The 19,085-nt window shown below is 58.9% G+C and carries 23 protein-coding genes; 10 read left to right on the forward strand and 13 right to left on the reverse strand.

From position 1 onward, the window contains the following. Positions 1-71 precede the first annotated feature (71 nt). From argJ to ABWQ00_RS00420, 3 genes are read left to right on the forward strand one after another with little or no spacing between them, the layout of a single operon-like run. The gene (gene argJ, locus ABWQ00_RS00410; protein ID WP_353236689.1) at positions 72-1,301 is read left to right on the forward strand and encodes a bifunctional glutamate N-acetyltransferase/amino-acid acetyltransferase ArgJ; all 1,230 of its coding nucleotides are present in this window, start codon (positions 72-74) and stop codon (positions 1,299-1,301) included. Further along, entirely contained in the window at positions 1,298-2,197 is a 900-nt protein-coding gene (locus tag ABWQ00_RS00415) for an ATP-binding protein (protein WP_353236690.1), read from the forward strand. The genes argJ and ABWQ00_RS00415 overlap by 4 nt, the downstream gene beginning before the upstream one ends. Next, positions 2,194-2,676 carry an NUDIX domain-containing protein gene (locus ABWQ00_RS00420; RefSeq protein WP_353236691.1) on the forward strand — a complete coding sequence of 161 codons (483 nt, stop codon included), beginning with the start codon at positions 2,194-2,196 and terminating at the stop codon, positions 2,674-2,676. The genes ABWQ00_RS00415 and ABWQ00_RS00420 overlap by 4 nt, the downstream gene beginning before the upstream one ends. Positions 2,677-2,684: 8 nt before the next feature. Here ABWQ00_RS00420 and ABWQ00_RS00425 read toward each other — a convergent pair whose 3' ends face one another. The 6 genes from ABWQ00_RS00425 to ABWQ00_RS00450 are packed head-to-tail and all read right to left on the reverse strand — an operon-like array spanning position 2,685 to position 7,557. Then, positions 2,685-2,903, reverse strand: coding sequence for a DNA gyrase inhibitor YacG (locus ABWQ00_RS00425; RefSeq protein WP_353236692.1), 219 nt, complete (start codon positions 2,901-2,903; stop codon positions 2,685-2,687). Further along, complete coding sequence (gene zapD, locus ABWQ00_RS00430) at positions 2,900-3,655, reverse strand: cell division protein ZapD (RefSeq protein WP_353236693.1); 756 nt, start codon at positions 3,653-3,655, stop codon at positions 2,900-2,902. Before zapD ends, ABWQ00_RS00425 begins: the two co-directional genes overlap by 4 nt. A 22-nt stretch (positions 3,656-3,677) precedes the next feature. Beyond that, positions 3,678-4,292 (reverse strand): dephospho-CoA kinase, encoded by a 615-nt coding sequence (gene coaE / locus ABWQ00_RS00435; protein WP_353236694.1) that lies wholly within the window; start codon positions 4,290-4,292, stop codon positions 3,678-3,680. Positions 4,293-4,308: 16 nt separating this feature from the next. Further along, complete coding sequence (locus ABWQ00_RS00440) at positions 4,309-5,127, reverse strand: prepilin peptidase (RefSeq protein ID WP_353236695.1); 819 nt, start codon at positions 5,125-5,127, stop codon at positions 4,309-4,311. Between the two features lies 1 nt (position 5,128). Further along, a complete protein-coding gene (locus ABWQ00_RS00445; protein WP_353236696.1) occupies positions 5,129-6,343 on the reverse strand; it encodes a type II secretion system F family protein in 1,215 nt (404 codons plus the stop codon). After that, positions 6,340-7,557: a GspE/PulE family protein gene (locus ABWQ00_RS00450; RefSeq protein ID WP_502908041.1), complete on the reverse strand. Its 1,218-nt coding sequence runs from the start codon at positions 7,555-7,557 to the stop codon at positions 6,340-6,342. The genes ABWQ00_RS00445 and ABWQ00_RS00450 overlap by 4 nt, the downstream gene beginning before the upstream one ends. Before the next feature lie 195 nt (positions 7,558-7,752). On the opposite strand from ABWQ00_RS00450, the gene ABWQ00_RS00455 reads away from it, so the two are divergent. Beyond that, entirely contained in the window at positions 7,753-8,643 is an 891-nt protein-coding gene (locus ABWQ00_RS00455; protein WP_353236697.1) for an NAD(P)-dependent oxidoreductase, read from the forward strand. Between the two features lie 29 nt (positions 8,644-8,672). Here the strand turns inward: ABWQ00_RS00455 and ABWQ00_RS00460 are convergent, their stop codons facing one another. The 4 genes from ABWQ00_RS00460 to ABWQ00_RS00475 all read right to left on the reverse strand — a co-directional run bounded on the left by ABWQ00_RS00460 (position 8,673) and on the right by ABWQ00_RS00475 (position 11,364). After that, positions 8,673-9,668, reverse strand: coding sequence for a Bug family tripartite tricarboxylate transporter substrate binding protein (locus ABWQ00_RS00460; protein ID WP_353236698.1), 996 nt, complete (start codon positions 9,666-9,668; stop codon positions 8,673-8,675). Positions 9,669-9,765: 97 nt separating this feature from the next. Beyond that, positions 9,766-10,161, reverse strand: a complete 396-nt coding sequence (locus ABWQ00_RS00465) for a surface-adhesin E family protein (RefSeq protein WP_353236699.1) — start codon at positions 10,159-10,161, stop codon at positions 9,766-9,768. A gap of 5 nt (positions 10,162-10,166) precedes the next feature. After that, positions 10,167-11,096: a polyprenyl synthetase family protein gene (locus tag ABWQ00_RS00470; RefSeq protein ID WP_353236700.1), complete on the reverse strand. Its 930-nt coding sequence runs from the start codon at positions 11,094-11,096 to the stop codon at positions 10,167-10,169. Between the two features lie 106 nt (positions 11,097-11,202). Next, on the reverse strand, positions 11,203-11,364 hold the full coding sequence (locus ABWQ00_RS00475; RefSeq protein WP_353236701.1) for a hypothetical protein: 162 nt from the start codon (positions 11,362-11,364) through the stop codon (positions 11,203-11,205). 2 nt (positions 11,365-11,366) lie between these two features. Here ABWQ00_RS00475 and rplU point away from each other — a divergent pair, with 2 nt between their 5' ends. The 4 genes from rplU (at position 11,367) to proB (ending at position 14,388) form a co-directional block, all read left to right on the forward strand. Beyond that, on the forward strand, positions 11,367-11,678 hold the full coding sequence (gene rplU, locus ABWQ00_RS00480) for a 50S ribosomal protein L21 (RefSeq protein WP_019426390.1): 312 nt from the start codon (positions 11,367-11,369) through the stop codon (positions 11,676-11,678). A gap of 12 nt (positions 11,679-11,690) precedes the next feature. Further along, positions 11,691-11,951 carry a 50S ribosomal protein L27 gene (rpmA, locus tag ABWQ00_RS00485; RefSeq protein ID WP_353236702.1) on the forward strand — a complete coding sequence of 87 codons (261 nt, stop codon included), beginning with the start codon at positions 11,691-11,693 and terminating at the stop codon, positions 11,949-11,951. Positions 11,952-12,054: 103 nt separating this feature from the next. Next, positions 12,055-13,179, forward strand: coding sequence for an Obg family GTPase CgtA (cgtA, locus tag ABWQ00_RS00490; protein WP_353236703.1), 1,125 nt, complete (start codon positions 12,055-12,057; stop codon positions 13,177-13,179). Between the two features lie 72 nt (positions 13,180-13,251). Continuing rightward, on the forward strand, positions 13,252-14,388 hold the full coding sequence (gene proB / locus ABWQ00_RS00495; RefSeq protein WP_353236704.1) for a glutamate 5-kinase: 1,137 nt from the start codon (positions 13,252-13,254) through the stop codon (positions 14,386-14,388). Between the two features lie 13 nt (positions 14,389-14,401). On the opposite strand, the gene ABWQ00_RS00500 is transcribed toward proB, so the two are convergent. After that, positions 14,402-15,028 (reverse strand): RNA pyrophosphohydrolase, encoded by a 627-nt coding sequence (locus ABWQ00_RS00500; protein ID WP_353236705.1) that lies wholly within the window; start codon positions 15,026-15,028, stop codon positions 14,402-14,404. Positions 15,029-15,127: 99 nt separating this feature from the next. Here ABWQ00_RS00500 and ABWQ00_RS00505 point away from each other — a divergent pair, with 99 nt between their 5' ends. Further along, positions 15,128-16,873, forward strand: a complete 1,746-nt coding sequence (locus ABWQ00_RS00505) for a proline--tRNA ligase (RefSeq protein ID WP_353236706.1) — start codon at positions 15,128-15,130, stop codon at positions 16,871-16,873. Between the two features lie 20 nt (positions 16,874-16,893). Beyond that, a complete protein-coding gene (locus ABWQ00_RS00510) occupies positions 16,894-17,520 on the forward strand; it encodes a lytic transglycosylase domain-containing protein (RefSeq protein WP_353236707.1) in 627 nt (208 codons plus the stop codon). A gap of 71 nt (positions 17,521-17,591) precedes the next feature. On the opposite strand, the gene grxD is transcribed toward ABWQ00_RS00510, so the two are convergent. Together grxD and ABWQ00_RS00520 are read right to left on the reverse strand one after the other, a co-directional pair. Next, positions 17,592-17,915 carry a Grx4 family monothiol glutaredoxin gene (grxD, locus tag ABWQ00_RS00515; RefSeq protein ID WP_090043594.1) on the reverse strand — a complete coding sequence of 108 codons (324 nt, stop codon included), beginning with the start codon at positions 17,913-17,915 and terminating at the stop codon, positions 17,592-17,594. A gap of 161 nt (positions 17,916-18,076) precedes the next feature. Beyond that, on the reverse strand, positions 18,077-19,054 hold the full coding sequence (locus tag ABWQ00_RS00520; RefSeq protein ID WP_353236974.1) for a tripartite tricarboxylate transporter substrate-binding protein: 978 nt from the start codon (positions 19,052-19,054) through the stop codon (positions 18,077-18,079). Positions 19,055-19,085: the final 31 nt, after the last annotated feature.

Genomic DNA, 19,085 nt, shown 5'->3' on the forward strand with positions numbered 1-19,085 from the left:
CAGCAAAACGGGCTTCGGCCCGTTTTTTCCGTGAGCAGACTGAAATGTTCTTTGTTTCCTGAAAGAAATTTATGCCCGTGAATTTGCCCCCACTGGACTCCGCACAACTGAGCCCCATTGCGGGCGTGCGCATCGGCATCGCCCAAGCGGGTGTGCGCAAAGCCAACCGCAAAGACCTCACAGTCTTTTTGCTGGACGAAGGCGCCAGCGTGGCGGGCGTTTTCACCCGCAACCGCTTTTGCGCCGCGCCTGTGCAGGTTTGCCGTGAGCACCTGGCTGCGGGCAATGCTGTGCGGGCCTTGGTCATCAACACCGGCAATGCGAACGCGGGCACCGGTGCCCCAGGCCTGGCCCATGCACGTCAAACCTGTGAGGCCCTGGCTGGTTTGCTGCACTGCACGCCAGGGCAAGTGCTGCCTTTCTCCACTGGGGTGATCATGGAGCCGCTGCCCGTGGGTCGCATCGTAGCGGGCCTGCCTGCTGCCTTGGCCGACGTGCAAGCTGCCCACTGGGCCAAGGCCGCCGAAGGCATCATGACTACCGATACCGTCCCCAAAGCGGCCAGCGTGCAGGTGCAAGTGGGCGGCAAAACCGTGAGTATCACCGGTATCAGCAAGGGCGCGGGCATGATCCGCCCCAACATGGCCACCATGTTGGGCTTTGTGGCCACCGATGCCTGCATCGCCCCGGCCTTGTTGCCCGAGTTGGCCAAGCGACTGGCCGATGGCTCGTTCAACCGCATCACCATCGACGGCGACACCTCGACCAACGATTCCTTCATGTTGATCGCCACGCACAAGGTGGGTCACGCGCCCATCACATCACTGGACAGTGCCGATGCCCAGGCCTTGCTGCAGGGCCTGATGCATGTGGCCCGCCAGTTGGCGCATGCCATCGTGCGCGACGGCGAAGGCGCTACCAAGTTCATCACGGTCCAGGTCGAAGGCGGGCGTACGGGCGAAGAGTGCCGCCAAGTGGCTTATGCGATCGCGCATTCGCCCTTGGTCAAAACGGCTTTCTTTGCCAGCGACCCGAACCTCGGCCGCATTCTTGCGGCCGTGGGTTACGCGGGTATTGAAGATCTGGACCAGGGCCTGATCGAGCTGCATTTGGACGATGTGCATGTGGTCTCGCACGGCGGCCGCCGGGCAGAATACCGCGAAGAAGACGGTCAGCGCGTCATGAAGGGCAGCGAGATCACCGTGCGAGTAGGTCTGGGCCGGGGCAACGCCAGCGACACCGTGTGGACCTGCGACCTGAGCCACGAGTACGTCACCATCAACGCGGATTACCGTTCATGAATTCACCTGCCCCTACTGCATCCTCTGCATTGGACCATCTGCTGGCCAAAGTCAGTCAGCTGGTGGACCGCATCGAGTCGGTCCTGCCCCAGCCCCTGTCTGCTCCAGACTGGACGCAGGCCATTGCCTGGCGCTACCGCAAGCGCTCGTCCGGCCACGGTGTGCTCGAGCCGGTGCGCCATGTGGCGGCCATGACGCTGGCCGACCTGAAGGAAATCGACGACCAAAAGGAAAAGCTGCAGCGCAACACCGAGCAGTTTGTGCACGGCCACCCTGCCAACAACGTACTGCTCACCGGCGCCCGAGGCACTGGCAAGTCTTCGCTCATCAAGGCTTGTCTGAACACTTACGCTCCGCAAGGCCTGCGTTTGATTGAAGTGGATAAAGCAGACCTGACCGACTTGCCCGACATCATCGACGTGGTGGCGGGCCGCCCTGAAAAGTTCGTGGTCTATTGCGACGACCTGAGCTTTGAAGACGGTGAGCCGGGCTACAAGGCGCTCAAGTCGATTTTGGACGGCACTGTGGCCGCCTCAACGCCCAATGTGTTGGTGTATGCCACCAGCAACCGCCGTCATCTTTTGCCCGAGTACATGAGCGAAAACCTCACCTATAAGCACACCGACGACGGTGAGGTGCATCCCGGGGAAGGTGTGGAAGAGAAGATTTCCTTGTCTGAGCGTTTTGGTCTGTGGATCAGTTTTTACCCCTTCTCGCAAGACGAGTACCTGACGATTGCGGGCCAGTGGCTCAGCGCCTTGGGTGCCACACCCGCACAAATCGAAGCCGCCCGTCCTGATGCGCTGCTCTGGGCTTTGGAGCGCGGCTCGCGCAGTGGCCGAGTGGCCTACCAATTTGCCCGCGACATGATGGGCCGCCAATCGGACCGCGCATGAACCAAGGCTTGTTGGTCGCCGATGGTGAGCGGGAGCGGCAAGACCTGAGTGCGGGCCAGGCTGAGCGCTCCGTGGTGGATGTGGCTGTGGGCGTGTTGTTGCATGCCGATGGTCATTTTCTGCTGACCTCACGCCCCGAAGGCAAAGTGTATGCGGGCTATTGGGAGTTCCCGGGCGGCAAGCTGGAGTCTGGCGAGTCGGTCGAGCAAGCCCTGCGCCGTGAACTTCAGGAAGAGCTGGGCATCATCATCGGGCCAGCGCAAATTTGGAAAACCCAGATGGTTGATTATCCGCACGCCTTGGTGCGTCTGCACTTTTGCAAGGTGTGGGACTGGCAGGGCGAATTGCAGATGCGTGAAGCGCAGTCACATGCTTGGCAAACGCTGCCTGTTGGCGTGGTACCTGTGCTACCGGGCACAGTGCCGGTGTTGGCCTGGTTGGCCCAAGAGCGCGGCTTCAGCGGGCCGACGCACGCCTGAACCTCTTGTCACTGCAATCGCGGATCGCCAAATGTCTCGTCGGGCGGGGTGTCGTCGGGCAGTTTGAATTCTTCGCTAGCCCAGGCCCCCAGATCCACACCCTTGCAGCGTGCGCTGCAAAACGGGCGGTAGGGGTTGGCTGCGCTGTAAAGGCTGTTGCCTGCGCAGGCCGGGCAACGCACTTGGCGGGGCGCAAAATGGGGTTGCGGCGGGCTCGAATCGCTCATGCGCACAAAGTCATCTCGAAGGGCACGTCTTCGGTGCTGGCCACCAATTTGCCGTCGCTGTGCTGGCGCATCATGCGGATCACCACCAACAAGCGGTTGCAGCTGATCTCGGGGGTGATGCCCAAGCTGTCGTCGATTTTCAGGCGCAGAAGCTGAAAGTTGCGCCCTTGGGGCAGGTTTTGTTGTAGTTGTCCTGCGGTCGCCATGACCTTTTGGCTGCTGCCCGATTCGCGCAGCATTTGCAGCAGCAACTTCACGGAGAGGGCCAAGGGGCCAAAAGGTTCGACCCATTGCGATAGATCGTGCGCCCGACTGGTTGCGCTGTGGTGTTGCCAGGCGTGGTAGGCGGGCAGGTCAAATTCGCAGGTGCCGCCCGGAATCACGGCGCGGCTGCGCAAGGCCATCAGGAAATCGTTGTCGTTCAGACTTTGACCAATCTTGCCAGTGACCTGGTTGAGCGCATCGAAGTGCTCATCGAGTTGGTCCATCACACCGCTCAGGGCCTTCTCGGAAATGGCGGGGTTGCCACGATAGCTGTTGTAGAGCTGCCGTTGACGTTCCAGATCTTTCAAGACGTCGGATTTGAGCTCGGAGCGTGTGGCCACCTCGATGATTTCGAACAAAGTGGTCAGGGCAAAGTGGTGGTCCAACGCGTCTGTGCGGCCCATCAATTGGCCCAAGCGGTTGAACAATTGTTGCAAGCGCAGGTAAGTGCGGATGCGTTCGTTAAAAGGGTATTCGTACAGTATCACGCAGCGTCTTCCATTGCCGCCATCATAGCCCGAAGTCAGTGGCCAATTGGGCCACTTCGGTTTGCAATTCGGTCAGGCTCAAGCCTTGGTTAAAGATCACCGTGTCGGCGCAGGCTAAGCGCTGAGAACGGGAGGCTTGCAGGGCCATGATGCGGTCAATTTCTTCAGCAGCCAGACCACTGCGTACCATCACCCGTTGTCGCTGGGTTTCGGTATTGCAGTCCACCACGATCACCCGGTCCACCTGTTTGCGCCAGCGTTCGCCCGACTCGACCAACAAAGGCACGTCAAACACCAGCACGCGCAGACCCTTTTGCAGCGCCGCTTGGGTCTGCTCGGCCGTGATTTGGCCGACCAAGGGGTGGATGATGGCCTCCAGCTGTTGTTTGGCTTGGGGGTTTTGAAACACCATGCTGCGCATGGCTGGACGGTCCATCGCGCCTTGGGCATCGACCACTTGGGGCCCAAAAGTTTGTGCAATGGCGGCCATGGCGCGCCCACCAGGCGCAGTCAGACTGCGGGAAATCGCATCGGCATCGATCACGGCCGCCCCTCGGGCTGCGAACATGTCAGCCACAGTGCTTTTGCCGCAGCCAATGCCGCCAGTCAGGCCGATTCGCCAAGTGCGAGAGGTCATGCTTTGACTCATGTGATCAGATCAAAATCCAGGGCAGGGGGCCAAGCGCCATGACCCAAAGGCCTGCAAGGGCAAGGTAGGGCCCAAAAGCCATTTCGCCATTCTCTGACAAAAGTCCCCGCCATTTCAAACTCAATCCACCCAAGACCCCTATGCAGGAAGCGATCAGCACCAAAGACAGCAATGCAGGCCAGCCCAGCCAAGCCCCTAGAGCTGCCAGCAATTTGAAATCGCCTTGGCCCATGCCTTCTTTGCCCGTCAAGCCTTTGAACAGCCAAAAGACAGCCCACAAAAACAGGTAACCGACAGCAGCGCCCCAGAGTGCTTCGTGCAAGCCAATTCCTGAAAGTCCCAGACTGGCAGCCAGCAAGCCGGCCCAGACCAAGGGTTGGGTGATGGCATCGGGCAACAAACGCGTGTCAGCATCGATGGCTGCCAGTGCAAGCAAAGCCGCAGAAAAACCGGCCCAGGCCATGGCCTCAAACCCCCAACCGTGCTGCGCCATCACCCCAACGAACAATCCAGCGGTGATCAGTTCGATGGCCGGGTATCGCCAGGCGATCGGTGCTTGGCAATGCGCGCATCGCCCACGCAAGGCGATGAAGCTGAGAATAGGGATGTTGTCTTGCCATCTCAAGGGGTGATGGCAATGGGGACAATGGGAGCGAGGCACCGCCAAGTTAAAGCTCGCAGCATTTGGTGGCGTGGCCATGGCTTCGGCGTCCCACTGGGCCTGCAACATCAGAGGCAGGCGGTGAATCACCACATTCAGAAAACTCCCGACCACCAGGCCCAGTAAGCCCGCCAAACCGAGTGCCAAGATGCCGTCGATCATGTCAAAAAACTTTTCCTAAAGTGAAAATAGGCAAATACATGGCCACCAAAATAGCGCCAATCAACCCCCCCAGCACTACGATGATCAGGGGCTCCAGCAAGCTGGTCAGGCCATTGACCTGGTCGTCCAGTTCGGTGACCATCAGGCTCCCCGCTCTGCCCAGCAAAGCGTCCAAAGCGCCTGTTTCTTCGCCTGTTGCACACAACTGCACGATCATCGCCGGAAAGCGTTCTGTTTGCCCCATGGCCTCGCTCAAACTGCTCCCCTGCACCACCCGCCGTTGCAACTGAAAAGTGGCGCGTTCGTAAACCGGATGATCGCATGCTTGGGCCGTTGGCCCCAAAGCTTCGCTCAATGGCACACCCGCAGACAATAAGGCGGAGAGGGTCTGTGACCATCGTGCCACGATCGAAGTGGTCATAAGCGGCCCCAGAACTGGCCATCTTAAAAACCATTGTGCGGCCCACAAGCGAAAGCGGGAGGCCGCTGGCCCCGTGTGCTGTGCCGCCCAGATGGGCAGCGCCAGCATGGCCAAGACCACGGGCCAAGTTTGTACCAGCGAATCACTCAGGCTCACCACCACCTGGGTGGACCACGGCAATGGCGCACCCAAGGACTGAAACACGTCTTCAAAAACGGGAACCACCCACATCAAAATCAGCACCAAAATGCCAGTGGCCACCAGCAAAACGGCGATGGGGTACATCAGCGCAGAGCGGATTTTGGAGCGCAGAGCTTCGTTCTTCTCAAGGGTTTGTGATAAGCGCTCCATGATCTCGTCCAAGATGCCCGCTGATTCGCCTGCTTGCACCATGTGCACAAACAGGCTGCTGAAAACTCGGGGGTGCTGAGCCAAGGCGTCGTGCAGAGCAACCCCGGATGCCACGTCACTCAGAACCGTTTGCATGACCCGCACCAAGCTTTTGTGCGTCATGCTTTGGCACAGCATGGCCAGGGCTTGCACCACGGGCACCCCGGCCTTGAGCATGGCTGCCCACTGCCGTGTCATGGTGGCCAGGTCTTTGCTTTTGATGCCGTCAGGTTGGTGCCACCAAACGCGCTGCACTTGTACTTTTTGTATCCCCTGACGGCGCAACTGGGCCCTGGCCAGGTCGGCATGCAAGGCTTGGAGTGTGCCGCTTTGGGGGCGACCCTGAGAGTCGCGACCCGACCAGCGAAAAGTCGCGCCGGTACCTTGAGACCCGGGGGCTTTCATGTGCCGTCCCGTGTGGCCACCAAGACCTCGTCCAGCGAGGTGATGCCCTGTAACAATTTGCGCAAACCCGCGATGCGCAAGCTGTTCACACCCTCACGCCGGGCTTGTTGCGACATGTCTTGTATGCTTGCTTCTTGCAACACCAAGTCTTGCATGACGCGGCTCACTGGCATGACTTGGAAAATGCCGGTCCGCCCTGAAAAACCTTTGTGACAAAGCGCGCAACCGACCGCCTCGAAAACCTGCACGGTCTCGTTGGTGCACATGGACTCGGGCCAACCTGCCTTGCGCAAAATGGTCATGGGCAGGTGGGTGGCCCGTTTGCAATGGGGGCACAGGCAGCGCACCAAGCGCTGTGCAGTGACCAGGCTCACACTGGCGGCGATGTTGTAGGGCGCGGTGCCCATGTTGCGCAAGCGTACCAAGGTGGCGGGCGCATCGTTGGTGTGCAAGGTTGACAGCACCAAATGCCCTGTTTGCGCCGCTTGGATGGCGATGTTCGCAGTCTCCAGATCACGCACTTCGCCCACCATCAAAATGTCCGGATCTTGCCGTAAAAAGGCACGCAAAGCCACGGCAAAAGTCAAGCCCGGTTTGTCTTGGACATTGACTTGGTTGATGCCGGCGAGTTGGATCTCACACGGATCTTCCACGGTGGCAATGTTCACTTCAGGGGTGTTGAGCAGGTTCAGGCAGGCGTACAGAGATTGTGTTTTGCCTGAGCCTGTGGGGCCGGTCACCAGCACCAAGCCGTGCGGGGCTCGGATCGCTGTCAGCAGACGCTCCAGGTCTTCGGGTTCGTAGCCTAAGCGCTGAAGGTCCAGTTGGGCTTGAGCCGAGTCGAGTACCCTGACGACCAGTTTTTCTCCGAAGAGCGTGGGCAAAGTGCTGACCCGCAGGTCCAACTCCCGACCATCTGTCAAATTCAGCTTCATGCGACCGTCTTGAGGCACGCGTTTTTCAGCGATGTCCAAGCGCGACATCACTTTGATGCGCGAGGCCAGTCGGTCTCTCAAGGCCATGTGAGGAAAGGCGACTTCGCGCAGTTCTCCGTCGATACGCATGCGCACCCGGTATTGGTGCTCATACGGCTCGAAATGCAGGTCCGATGCCTTGAGCGCCACGGCCTGTTCCAGCAGTTGTTGCACCAGAGTCACCACCGGGGCATCTTCTGTCGTCGAAACCGTTTTGTGGCGTGCGGGTGCTGGGTCCATGCTGACCTCTTGAATTAATTTAAAAGTATTAAATCATGAGCAAGAACTGGTGGTTTGTAAATGGCAAGCAGGCTTGAGCAGGACGGGGGCCAAAATTTTTAGCGCCATCATGTGGCCAGGGTCAAGGACGTTTCATACACACACCAGTGGCAAACGGCTTCAAAATTGATTTTTTAGCCACCGATGGAGACAAGTATGAAAGTTGGCATTGCAGGGATTGGGAAAATGGGTGCTGCCGTGGGCTCGAGGTTGCTCTCTTTGGGCCATGAGCTGACGGTCTGGAACCGCACGGCAGAGCGGGCGCAGCCTTTGTTGGCCGCTGGCGCCAAATGGGCTGAATCGCCCAAGGCTTTGGCCGAGTCGGTGGATGTGGTGATCACCTTGCTGACCAACGAGGCGGCTTTGGACGAGGTGTATGGCACTGAAACTGGCCTCTTGTCCGGCCGTGTGATGGACAAAACCTTCATTGACATGAGCACCGTGCGACCTGCCAAACCCCAAGAAATGGCGCAGCGGATTCAAGCACTGGGGGCTCGCTTTTTAGAGTGTCCGGTCGGCGGCAGTGTGGGACCGGCCAAAGAAGGCAAGCTGCTTGGATTTGTGGGAGGTGCCCAGCAGGACTTGCACGCCGTGCGCGCTTTGCTGGACGTCATTTGCCGCCGTGTGGAGCATGTCGGTCCACATGGATCAGGTGCAACCATGAAGTTGGCGGTCAATCTGCCATTGATGGTGTATTGGCAAACATTGGGTGAGGCGCTTTCATTGGTAGAGCCGTTGGGCTTGGACCCGCAGCGAGTGATCGACATTTTGTCGGATTCCTCGGGTGGGCCCAACATGCTCAAGGTCCGGGGCGCGATGATTGCCAAAACTTTGACGGAGAAAAAAAGCGATCAAATCACCGTGAACGTGGCAACGATGCGCAAAGACATGCAAGCGATGTTGGACCAAGGCCAAACGGTACAACGCAGCATGCCCCTGACCGCACTCGCTTTGCAGCAATTTGAATCCGCTGCGCAAAGCGGATTGGATGGCAAGGACTGCTCAGAGTTGCTGGTGTGGTGGTTGACGCAAGGCAACCGCGCCTGAGCTTTGGGCGAGGTTGCCAGACTGCCGATTCACTCGAGGCGCATTTCGCGGATGATGGCGCGGAATTGGTCCATTTGCCGCCGCAGCATCGCATCTTGCTCGGCTGGAGTTGAACCAACGCCCTCTGCGCCCAAATCGTTCAGTCGCTTGACCACATCGGGGTGTCGAACGGCTGCAATGACTTCTTTGTTCAGGCGGTCGATGATGTCCTTGGGTGTTTTGGCAGGTGCAAAGACGCCGTTCCATCCTTCCAGCTCGAGGTTGGGAAAGCCCAGCTCTCTCACCGTGGGAACTTCAGGCAGACCTGGAATGCGTTTGGATGCCGTGGTGGCCAAAGCCTTGAGTGTGCCGGCCTTGATCTCGGCCAAGGAGGAGGACAACTGATCGCCACCGATTTGGAGGCGGCCTGCCAGCAGTTCTTGTTTCAGTGGGGCTGCCCCCTTGAACGGGATGTGGGTGATGTTGATCTTGCTTTCCTTTTTGAAGGCCTCGCCCAATACGTGCATGGTGGAGCCAGGACCGGTCGAGCCATAGTTGTATTGCAGCCCAGGGTTGCCTCGCAACAGTGCGGCCAACTCCTTCAAATCTTTGGCAGGGACGCTGGGACTGGAGGTCCACACAAAAGGCACATAGACTGCAATCGACACCCCGGCAAAGTCGGTGTCCACGTTGAAGGGTGAGCGGTTGGCCAGGGTCTGTGCCACCGATGCCAGCGGAAAGGACAGGTTGTGCATCATGATGGTGTAGCCATCTGGCGCAGCTTTGGCCATCAAGTCAGCACCAATGGCACCGCCAGCACCACCCCGGTTGTCGATGGTCACGGGTTGCCCCATGGATTCGCTCATGCGCTGGGCCACGATGCGGGCCACGATGTCTGTGGTGCCGCCGGCAGGGAACGGCACGATCATTTTGATGGGTTTGTTGGGATAGGCTTGGGCCATCACCGAGGTCTGGACGCCCAAGGCCAGCAGCCCGAACAAACCCAGAGTGCACAAGTGATGCCATTTTTGGCGAAGTGATCGCATGTTGTCTCCTGTTGATGGGATCCCTCGGGAACCGCCAAGGGACAGGATTCAATATCACACAGCTTGGGCAGCTTGGGGGATCACCAACGCGACAAGCTCAACAAACTCGGCGAGCGATTTTTTGAATGGCAGAGGTCGGGTCAATGTCAAGCCACTCGTGGAGCATGCCTTGGCGGCCAACTTGCTTGCCGGTGAGCATGGGGCCGCTGTAGTAGGTCACGTGCATCACCCGAGCCATTTTGGCTTTGCAATTGATTTGCAGCTGGGTTTGGACAGACAAATACGCGACGCCATCAGCCGTGCTTTGCGGCTTTTTGTAATCCACGGCACTCCACAAAACCTTGCGGCCGCCTTCATCCTTGATGGTGTGTGCATCGATGTAAAACATGCCCTGATCGTTCAGGGTGATGGCGTCCCATTTGGGCGTGGCGGCGAACGCGTTCAGGGTGCCAAGGCTGAGCAGCACCCCAATTGCACATGAGAGGCTTCGCATGGCAATCAAGTGCGTCGATTCAGCAATTGGGAGGCCAGATTGACCATGGCTGTGCGGTGTGGGTTGTCAGGCAGCAGCATGGCCGCATCGATGGCGCGTTGAGCCTCGGCAGCAGCGGCATTGCGCGTCGCTTCCAAGGCGCCAGTGGCTCTGACAATGGCGGCAATTTCGGTGATTTTGTCGACGCTGCCTGTCTCGATCGCTTCGCGAACCGTCTGCCTTTGTGCCTCGTTACCGCGCTGCATGGCCAAAATCAAAGGCAGGGTGGTTTTTCCCTCGCGCAGGTCATCACCCAGGTTTTTGCCCATTTCTGCGGCATTGCCTTCGTAATCGAGCACATCGTCGATCACTTGGAAGGCCGTGCCAAGGGCTTGGCCATAGTCGGCGCAAGCGGTTTCGATCGAGGCTTCACTGCCCGCCAAAATAGCGCCCAATCGAGCGCTGGCCTCAAACAATTTGGCGGTTTTGGATCGGATCACGCGCAGATAGCCGTCTTCGTTCAGCGAGGCATCGTGCATGTTCATCAGTTGCAGCACCTCGCCTTCGGCGATCACGTTGGTGGCGTCGGCCAGGGTTTGCATCACCCGCATGCTTTGGGCATCCACCATCATTTGGAAAGCGCGCGAATACAAAAAGTCGCCCACCAGAACGCTGGCGGGGTTGCCAAAATTTTCGTTGGCAGTGGGACGACCACGCCGCAAAGTGGATTCGTCCACCACATCGTCGTGAAGCAAAGTGGCGGTGTGGATAAATTCAACAACGGCGGCCAAGTTGTGGCGCTGGTTGCCGGTGTAGCCCAAAGCTCCGCAGGTCAGAAGCAGCAAAACCGGACGCAACCGTTTGCCACCCGCAGAGATGATGTATTGGGCCACTTCACCGACCAAAGGAACGCCTGAATCAAGCCGTTGGGCAATGACGCGGTCGACAGCGGCCATGTCGTGGGCTACCAGTTCAAGGGCAGCAGCTGAGCTGTGTTCTGAGGCTGACAAATGGACAATCCGGATGGGTTACCCGGCGATGCCGGGGCGACAAGTGCGCTTTTCAAGCCTTGTCTGGGGTGGCGTCCATTATAGGTAAAGCCAATGTCTGCGTTGCTTTGGGTGCAAGCTTGGGCTTGAAGATTTGCTTGGACAAGGCGTTGCGTGCTAAAATCTCGGGTTCCTTGGGGATTAGCCCTTGGAAACTTCCATTCAAAGAGGTCATTTATGTACGCGGTCATAAAAACCGGTGGCAAACAGTATCGTGTTGTCGCTGGCGAAAAAATTAAAGTAGAACAGATTGCTGCGGACGTTGGCCAGGAAATCGTGATTGATCAAGTTTTGGCTGTCGGTACCGGCGCTGAACTCAAGATCGGCACGCCCCTGGTGTCCGGCGCCACGGTCAAAGCCACAGTTTTGGCACATGGCAAGCACGACAAAGTGCACATCTTCAAGATGCGCCGTCGCAAGCACTATCAGAAACGTCAGGGTCACCGCCAGCAGTTCACCGAACTGCAAATTGGCGCGATCTCTGCCTGAGGAGAATAGGTCATGGCACAGAAAAAAGGCGGCGGCTCTACGCGCAACGGTCGTGATTCCAAGCCAAAAATGCTCGGCGTCAAGGCTTTCGGTGGTGAACTGATCAGCGCTGGCTCGATCATCGTTCGTCAACGTGGCACCAAGTTCCATGCGGGCAGCAATGTCGGCATTGGCAAAGACCACACTTTGTTCGCTTTGGTTGACGGCCACGTGTCGTTCTCGACCAAGGGTGAGCTCAGCAAGCACACGGTCAATGTGACACCGGCTGTTTAAGCCTGTCGCGCCCATGGCGAAGAGGAGCCCCGCAAGCCGGGGCTCTTCGCTTTTCAGGACTTGCGTGCATTGAGGCACGGGGTCCAGCTACACTGGAAATCTCATGAAGTTCGTTGACGAAGCCTATATTGACATCGCCGCAGGTGACGGCGGGAACGGCTGCGTCTCGTTCCGTCATGAAAAGTATAAGGAATTTGGTGGCCCCAACGGAGGCGATGGCGGCCGAGGTGGGCATGTGTTCGCATTTGCCGACATCAACCTGAACACCTTGGTCGATTACCGCTATTCGCGTCGCCACGAGGCCAAGCGTGGCCAACACGGCATGGGCTCCGACATGTTCGGTGCCGCTGGCGACGACATCACTCTGAAAATGCCTGTGGGCACCATCATCACCGACGCCGAAACAGGCGAAGTGCTCTATGAATTGTTGGTGCCAGGTGAAACCATCATGATCGCCAAGGGTGGCGATGGTGGTTTTGGCAACATGCGCTTTAAAAGCGCGATCAACCGCGCCCCGCGCCAGAAAACGCCAGGCTGGTTGGGTGAAAAGAAAGAGCTCAAACTCGAATTGAAGGTGCTGGCCGATGTCGGTCTCTTGGGCATGCCCAATGCGGGCAAATCTACCTTCATCGCGGCGGTGTCCAATGCCCGCCCCAAAATTGCCGATTACCCTTTCACGACCTTGCACCCCAACTTGGGCGTCGTGCGTGTTGGGCCTGAGCAAAGCTTTGTGGTGGCCGACGTGCCGGGCTTGATCGAGGGCGCTTCTGAAGGTGCAGGTCTGGGCCATTTGTTTTTGCGCCACTTGCAGCGCACCCGCTTGCTGCTGCATGTGGTGGACTTTGCCCCGTTTGACGAGAACGTCGACCCGGTGCAGCAAGCCAAGGCCATCGTGGCTGAACTCAAGAAATACGATCCCGGCCTGTACAACAAGCCGCGCTGGTTGGTGCTTAACAAACTGGACATGGTGCCTGCCGAAGAGCGCGAAGCCCGCGTCAAGGACTTCATCAAGCGCATGCGCTACAAAGGCCCGGTTTTCCAGATTTCGGCCCTGACTCGCGAGGGCTGCGAGCCTTTGATCAAAGAGATTTACAAGCACATCCGTGCCCAGCAAATCATTGAGCAGGGCGTTGTGGACATCGACCCCCGATTCACCGAACAGGACAAGCCGCAAGAGCCCGATGCCGACGATCCGCGCTTCAAGCCGATGCCTTCGGGTACCGATTAAAACGGTTCAACAGGGCGCATTCCCGCATCAACGCACCCTGTTTCCGCCTTTCAACGCCAACGTACACCTTCGATGACCTCTTCTGCCGCATCCCTCCTTTTGCTTGATGCCCGCCGCATCGTTGTCAAAGTGGGCTCCAGCCTGGTGACCAACGAAGGGCGCGGCCTGGACGAAGACGCGATTGGCGAATGGTGCCGTCAGATGGCTTTGCTCAGTGCCCAAGGCAAAGAGGTGGTCATGGTGTCCAGTGGTGCGATTGCCGAAGGCATGAAGCGCCTGGGTTGGACGACCCGCCCGATTGAGGTGCCCGCCCTGCAAGCCGCCGCCGCTGTGGGTCAGATGGGCCTGGCGCAGATGTACGAGACCAAGCTGCGTGAAAACGGCATGGGCAGTGCCCAGGTGTTGCTCACCCATGCCGATTTGGCCGATCGTGAGCGTTACTTGAATGCGCGTTCGACTTTGCTGACGCTTTTGCAGCACCGCGTGCTGCCCGTGATCAACGAAAACGACACGGTCGTGAACGATGAAATCAAATTCGGTGACAACGACACCTTGGGTGCTTTGGTTGCCAACTTGATCGAGGCCGACTTGCTGATCATCTTGACCGATCAAAAAGGCCTTTTCACCGCCGATCCCCGGAAAGACCCTTCTGCCACTTTTGTCCACGAAGCCCGTGCGGGGGATGCCTCGCTTGAAGCCATGGCCGGCGGTGCAGGCTCAAGTTTGGGCAGGGGCGGCATGATCACCAAAATCTTAGCGGCCAAAAGGGCTGCTGGTTCGGGTGCTTCTACTGTGATTGCTTGGGGCCGCGAACCCGATGCCCTGTTGCGCTTGTGTCAAGGCGACAACATGGGCACCTTGCTGGTGGCCCAAACCGCCAAACAGCAAGCCCGTAAGCAGTGGATGGCTGATCATTTGCAAATGCGTGGCTCTGTGACCGTTGATGCAGGGGCGGCGCACAAGGTGCTGACCGAAGGTAAAAGTTTGCTGCCCATTGGCATGACGGGCGTGGCAGGCGATTTTTCTCGCGGCGATGTGATTGCCATCAAAGACGAACAAGGATTGGAAATTGCCAGGGGTCTGGCCAACTATGCCAGTGCCGAAGCGCGTTTGCTTTGTCGCAAACCTTCTCACGACTACGAGGCATTGTTGGGCTACTCTGCAGAGCCCGAGATGGTGCATCGGGACAACCTGATTTTGTCCCGATGAGCCAGATGCTGCCTTAGCCTTGGGGGTTGGGGTCGAAACTGGCGCCAGGCGGCAGTTCCATGTGCATCGGTGGCTGTATGTCCATTGGCCCGTTCTGGCCGTTGTCTGAGTCCATGCCATCGCGTGGACCCCGGTTGCCACCCCGCAAATAGCGGTTTTGTCTGTCTTGCCGGGGCAGGTAACGGGCCAGTTCGGTCAAGGCCATTTCGTAAACGCCGCGTTTGAACTCCACCACCACATCCAGTGGTACCCAGTAGTCGTTCCAACGCCAAGCGTCGAACTCGGGATGGTCGGTGGCGCGCAGGTTCAAGTGGTGGTCGTGCGTGACCATCTGCAGCAGGTACCAGATTTGCTTCTGGCCCTTGTAAAAACCGCGTGCATCCCGTCGGATGAAGCGGTCTGGCACCTCATAGCGCAACCAGTCACGGGTTCGGGCCACGATGCGCACATGCTCCGGTTGGAGCCCCACTTCTTCGTGCAGTTCACGGAACATGGCTTGTTCAGGGCTTTCACCCCGGTCAATGCCACCCTGCGGAAACTGCCAGCTGTGGGTGCGGATGCGCTTGCCCCAGAAAACCTGGTTTTTCTGGTTGAGCAGAATGATGCCGACGTTCGGCCTAAAGCCTTCACGGTCAAGCATAATCAACCTCAAATTTTTAAATTGTGTCCATTATGCACGCCGCACAGGCGCTTGCTCTTGGATGTTTCCCTGATCCCCCTGCTGAGTTAGCCCGCCGCGATGAAAGCCTCCCAGTTCCTCATTTCCACCCTCAAAGAAGCCCCAGCCGACGCTGAAGTGGTCAGCCACAAGCTGATGACCCGTGCCGGCATGATCAAAAAGCTGGGCGCAGGCATCTACAACTACATGCCCATGGGCTTGCGCGTGATCCGCAAGGTAGAAGCCATTGTTCGCGAAGAGATGAACCGCGCAGGCGCCATTGAGATGACCATGCCGGTGGTGCAGCCGGCCGAGTTGTGGCAGGAAACAGGTCGTTTTGACAAAATGGGCCCCGAATTGCTGCGCATCCAGGATCGCCATGGCCGAGATTTTGTGATCCAGCCCACCAGCGAAGAAGTCGTGACCGACGTGGTGCGCCAGGAAGTGCGCAGTTACAAACAACTGCCCAAAAACTTTTATCAAATCCAGACCAAGTTCCGCGACGAGCGCCGTCCTCGTTTTGGTTTGATGCGCGGTCGCGAGTTCACCATGAAAGACGCCTACAGCTTTGACCGCGACATGGCGAGCGCCAAAGCCAGCTACCAGGTCATGGCCGGGGCTTACCGCAAGATCTTTGACCGCTTTGGCCTGACCTACCGCGCCGTGGCTGCCGACAGCGGCGCCATTGGCGGCGATTTGAGCGAAGAATTTCAAGTGATCGCCGCCACCGGCGAAGACGCCATCGTGTACTGCCCCAGCAGCAGCTACGCCGCCAACATCGAAAAAGCCGAGGCCCTGGCCCCCCGGCAAGATCGCGGCGCGGCCACGCAAGCCCTGACCAAAACCCCCACGCCCGGCAAGAGCACCTGCGAAGACGTCGCGGCCTTGTTGAACATACCCCTGTCCACCACGGTCAAATCCTTGGTGCTGGCCACCGACACCCTCAATGAGCAGGGCGAGATCGTCAAATCCCAAGTCTGGCTGCTCCTGCTGCGGGGCGACCACGACATGAACGAAGTCAAGGTCGGTAAACTGCCTGGCATGGAAGGCGGCTTCCGATTTGCCACCCTGACCGAGATCGAAGACCACTTTGGCTGCAAGCCGGGTTACCTCGGACCCCTGAATCTGAAAAAGCCTGTGCACCTGGTGTCCGACCGCGACGTGGCCGTCATGGCCAACTGGATCTGCGGTGCCAACGAGCCAGACTTCCACATCACCGGTGTCAACTGGGGCCGCGATCTGCCCGAGCCTGCGCTGGTGGCCGACATCCGCAACGTGGTGGCAGGCGACAAGTCGCCCGACGGCGCGGGCGAACTGGCCATTGAGCGAGGCATCGAAGTGGGCCATGTGTTTTATCTGGGCACCAAATACTCCAAGGCCATGAACGCCACTTTCCTGGACGAAAACGGCAAGCCTCAGTATTTGGAGATGGGCTGCTACGGCATCGGCATCACCCGCTTGCCCGCCGCCGCCATCGAGCAAAACCACGACGAGCGCGGCATCATCTGGCCCGACGCGATTGCGCCCTTCACCGTGGTGGTTTGCCCCATCGGCATGGACCGCAGCGAGGCCGTCAAGCTTGAGGCAGAGCGCATCTATGCCGCATTGCTGGCCGACGGTGTGGACGTGATCTTGGACGACCGGGGCGAGCGCCCAGGTGCCATGTTTGCCGACTGGGAGCTGATCGGCGTACCGCACCGCGTGACCATTGGCGACAAGGGCCTCAAAGACGGTCTGGTCGAGTACCAGCACCGCCGCGATGCCGAATCCAGCAAAGTGGCTGTCGCTGACATCCTGGGTCACCTCAGGGGGCGTTTGGCCCCCTGAACCGCACGCTTCCCCAGCCCATGACGCGCCCGGTCTTGCCCAGCCGCCGGGCTTGTTTGCTCAGTCTGTGTGGCGCTGTCTTGCCCGCTGGGCTGGCACACGCCGGACGGCAAATTGAAGAACCTCTGTCGCATGCCGTGCGTTCGGCCCTGAGCGCGGCCGTGGCTGCGGCTGCTCCCCCTGAACCCCTGTTGCCCACCGCCTATGACCAGCAGGCTTATGCGCAGTGGCAAGTAGCCAGCAGCCAGCGTCTGTCGCGCTACAAAAAACACCCCACCGAGCGGCAAGAGTTCTTGCAAACCCTTTGGTACGAAGCACGTCGTGCAGGTCTGCCCCTGTCACTGGTGCTGGGCGTGGTGCAGGTTGAAAGCGCGTTTCGCAAATACGCCATTTCCAGCGCCGGGGCACGCGGCTACATGCAGGTCATGCCCTTTTGGTCGCGCTTGATTGGCGACGGCGACGACCGCCGCCTGTTCCACATGCAGACCAATCTGCGCTTTGGTTGCGTCATCTTGCGCCACTACTTGGATCGGGAGCGGGGCGACATTTTCATGGCGCTGGGGCGCTACAACGGCAGTCGAGGGCAAAGCGCCTATCCGCAGGCGGTTCTGGCGGCGCAGAGTGGGTGGTTGCAAGCGGTGGATTGAGAAGGGGCTGAGATCAAAAAAGCCACCCGATGGGGTGGCTGTTCTGTGATGGGGCCGCGGCCCTTGGTCGATCAGGCTTGGCCGTTGATGACCTGTTGCAGCTCGCCTGACTCGTACATTTCCATCATGATGTCCGAGCCGCCGATGAACTCGCCCTTCACGTAGAGCTGTGGGATGGTGGGCCAGTTGCTGTATTCCTTGATGCCTTGGCGGATTTCTGCATCGTCCAGCACGTTCACGGTTTTGACCGTCTTGGGGTCCACGCCGCAAGCTTTCAACAGTTGGATGGCACGACCCGAAAAACCGCACATGGGAAAGTTGGCGTTGCCTTTCATGAACAGGGTGATGTCGTTGCCTTTGACGAGTTCGTCGATGCGTTGTTGGGTGTCGCTCATGTTTTTTACTCCGATTGGGGCCGATTTCGAATGAAGGGGATTATCACCCCGTTTGAAAACCTGCACTGCGCGTAGGGGTCGCCCCTTGCGGGTGACCCCAGCCTGTACCTCATCGAGATTTCAGCTCAGGCCAGAGACGTGGCTTAGGGCCGGCAGAGTGCTCAGTCGGCGTAAACGCCTGCTGAGCGGATCACAGGACCCCATTTGTTGATTTCAGACTGCAGCCAGTTGCGCAGACCTTCGGGCGACTGTTTGGACTCTGGCACGATCTCGGCCCCCAGATCAGCCATGCGAGCTGAAAACGCAGGGTCTTTCAGGCTGGCGCGGATGGCCGAACCCACTTTGTCGATCACAGCAGCGGGCGTGCCTTTGGGGGCGTACACGCCGTGCCACACGATGACCTCAAAATCCCTCAGGCCGCCTTCGATGAGCGTGGGTGATTCGGGCAGCGCGCGGATGCGCTGCTTGGTGGTCACACCGTACATCCGCACTGTGCCGGCCTTGATGTGCTGTGTAGTTTGGGTGGTTTGGTCACACAGCAGATCGACTTGGCCGCCCAGCAAGGCATTCATCGCAGGCGCGGTGCCAGAAAACGGCACAGTCGTCAGATCCGCCCCAAGGGCCTGCTGAAACAGCATGCCGCACAAATGAGAGACCGCCCCTAGCCCTGCATTGGCCAGGTTGATGCTTTTGGCATTGGCTCTGACGTAGGCGCTCAGCTCCTGCATGTTCTTGGCTGGCAGGTCTTTGCGGCCCAGCATCGTCATCGGCACATCCACCACCTGGCTGACGTACTCGAAGTCGGTCATGGGGTTGTAGGCCAATTTGCGGTACAGCGCAGGCGCGGTCGACATGCCGTTGTGGTGGATCAGGAAGGTGTAACCGTCGGGGTTGGCTTTGGCCACGAAGCCAGCGGCCAAAGTGCCGCCTGCGCCTACCCTGTTTTCCACCACAACGGTCTGGCCCAGTGATTTGCTCATGGTGGCGGCCAGTGTGCGTGCCACGATGTCGGTGGGGCCCCCAGCCGCAAAAGGTACCACCAGACTGATGGGTTTGCTGGGGTAAGTTTGCGCGGCCACCAAGCCGCAAGCCAGTACACAACTGGCAGTGACAAGCGTTTTGATGAGTTTGAAAGGCATGAAGTTCATGGTGTTTTTCCTGTAGCTGTGA

This window comes from Limnohabitans sp. (assembly GCF_040400975.1).
Lineage (GTDB): Bacteria > Pseudomonadota > Gammaproteobacteria > Burkholderiales > Burkholderiaceae_C > Limnohabitans_A.

Coding starts and splice junctions, on each gene's coding strand:
- argJ (WP_353236689.1), top strand. CDS start 72: ATGCCCGTGAATTTGCCCCCACTGGACTCCGCACAACTGAGCCCCATT.
- ABWQ00_RS00415 (WP_353236690.1), top strand. CDS start 1,298: ATGAATTCACCTGCCCCTACTGCATCCTCTGCATTGGACCATCTGCTG.
- ABWQ00_RS00420 (WP_353236691.1), top strand. CDS start 2,194: ATGAACCAAGGCTTGTTGGTCGCCGATGGTGAGCGGGAGCGGCAAGAC.
- ABWQ00_RS00425 (WP_353236692.1), bottom strand. CDS start 2,903: ATGAGCGATTCGAGCCCGCCGCAACCCCATTTTGCGCCCCGCCAAGTG.
- coaE (WP_353236694.1), bottom strand. CDS start 4,292: ATGACCTCTCGCACTTGGCGAATCGGCCTGACTGGCGGCATTGGCTGC.
- ABWQ00_RS00440 (WP_353236695.1), bottom strand. CDS start 5,127: ATGATCGACGGCATCTTGGCACTCGGTTTGGCGGGCTTACTGGGCCTG.
- ABWQ00_RS00445 (WP_353236696.1), bottom strand. CDS start 6,343: ATGAAAGCCCCCGGGTCTCAAGGTACCGGCGCGACTTTTCGCTGGTCG.
- ABWQ00_RS00450 (WP_502908041.1), bottom strand. CDS start 7,557: ATGGACCCAGCACCCGCACGCCACAAAACGGTTTCGACGACAGAAGAT.
- ABWQ00_RS00455 (WP_353236697.1), top strand. CDS start 7,753: ATGAAAGTTGGCATTGCAGGGATTGGGAAAATGGGTGCTGCCGTGGGC.
- ABWQ00_RS00460 (WP_353236698.1), bottom strand. CDS start 9,668: ATGCGATCACTTCGCCAAAAATGGCATCACTTGTGCACTCTGGGTTTG.
- ABWQ00_RS00465 (WP_353236699.1), bottom strand. CDS start 10,161: ATGCGAAGCCTCTCATGTGCAATTGGGGTGCTGCTCAGCCTTGGCACC.
- ABWQ00_RS00470 (WP_353236700.1), bottom strand. CDS start 11,096: ATGGCCGCTGTCGACCGCGTCATTGCCCAACGGCTTGATTCAGGCGTT.
- ABWQ00_RS00475 (WP_353236701.1), bottom strand. CDS start 11,364: ATGACCTCTTTGAATGGAAGTTTCCAAGGGCTAATCCCCAAGGAACCC.
- rplU (WP_019426390.1), top strand. CDS start 11,367: ATGTACGCGGTCATAAAAACCGGTGGCAAACAGTATCGTGTTGTCGCT.
- rpmA (WP_353236702.1), top strand. CDS start 11,691: ATGGCACAGAAAAAAGGCGGCGGCTCTACGCGCAACGGTCGTGATTCC.
- cgtA (WP_353236703.1), top strand. CDS start 12,055: ATGAAGTTCGTTGACGAAGCCTATATTGACATCGCCGCAGGTGACGGC.
- proB (WP_353236704.1), top strand. CDS start 13,252: ATGACCTCTTCTGCCGCATCCCTCCTTTTGCTTGATGCCCGCCGCATC.
- ABWQ00_RS00500 (WP_353236705.1), bottom strand. CDS start 15,028: ATGCTTGACCGTGAAGGCTTTAGGCCGAACGTCGGCATCATTCTGCTC.
- ABWQ00_RS00505 (WP_353236706.1), top strand. CDS start 15,128: ATGAAAGCCTCCCAGTTCCTCATTTCCACCCTCAAAGAAGCCCCAGCC.
- ABWQ00_RS00510 (WP_353236707.1), top strand. CDS start 16,894: ATGACGCGCCCGGTCTTGCCCAGCCGCCGGGCTTGTTTGCTCAGTCTG.
- grxD (WP_090043594.1), bottom strand. CDS start 17,915: ATGAGCGACACCCAACAACGCATCGACGAACTCGTCAAAGGCAACGAC.
- ABWQ00_RS00520 (WP_353236974.1), bottom strand. CDS start 19,054: ATGCCTTTCAAACTCATCAAAACGCTTGTCACTGCCAGTTGTGTACTG.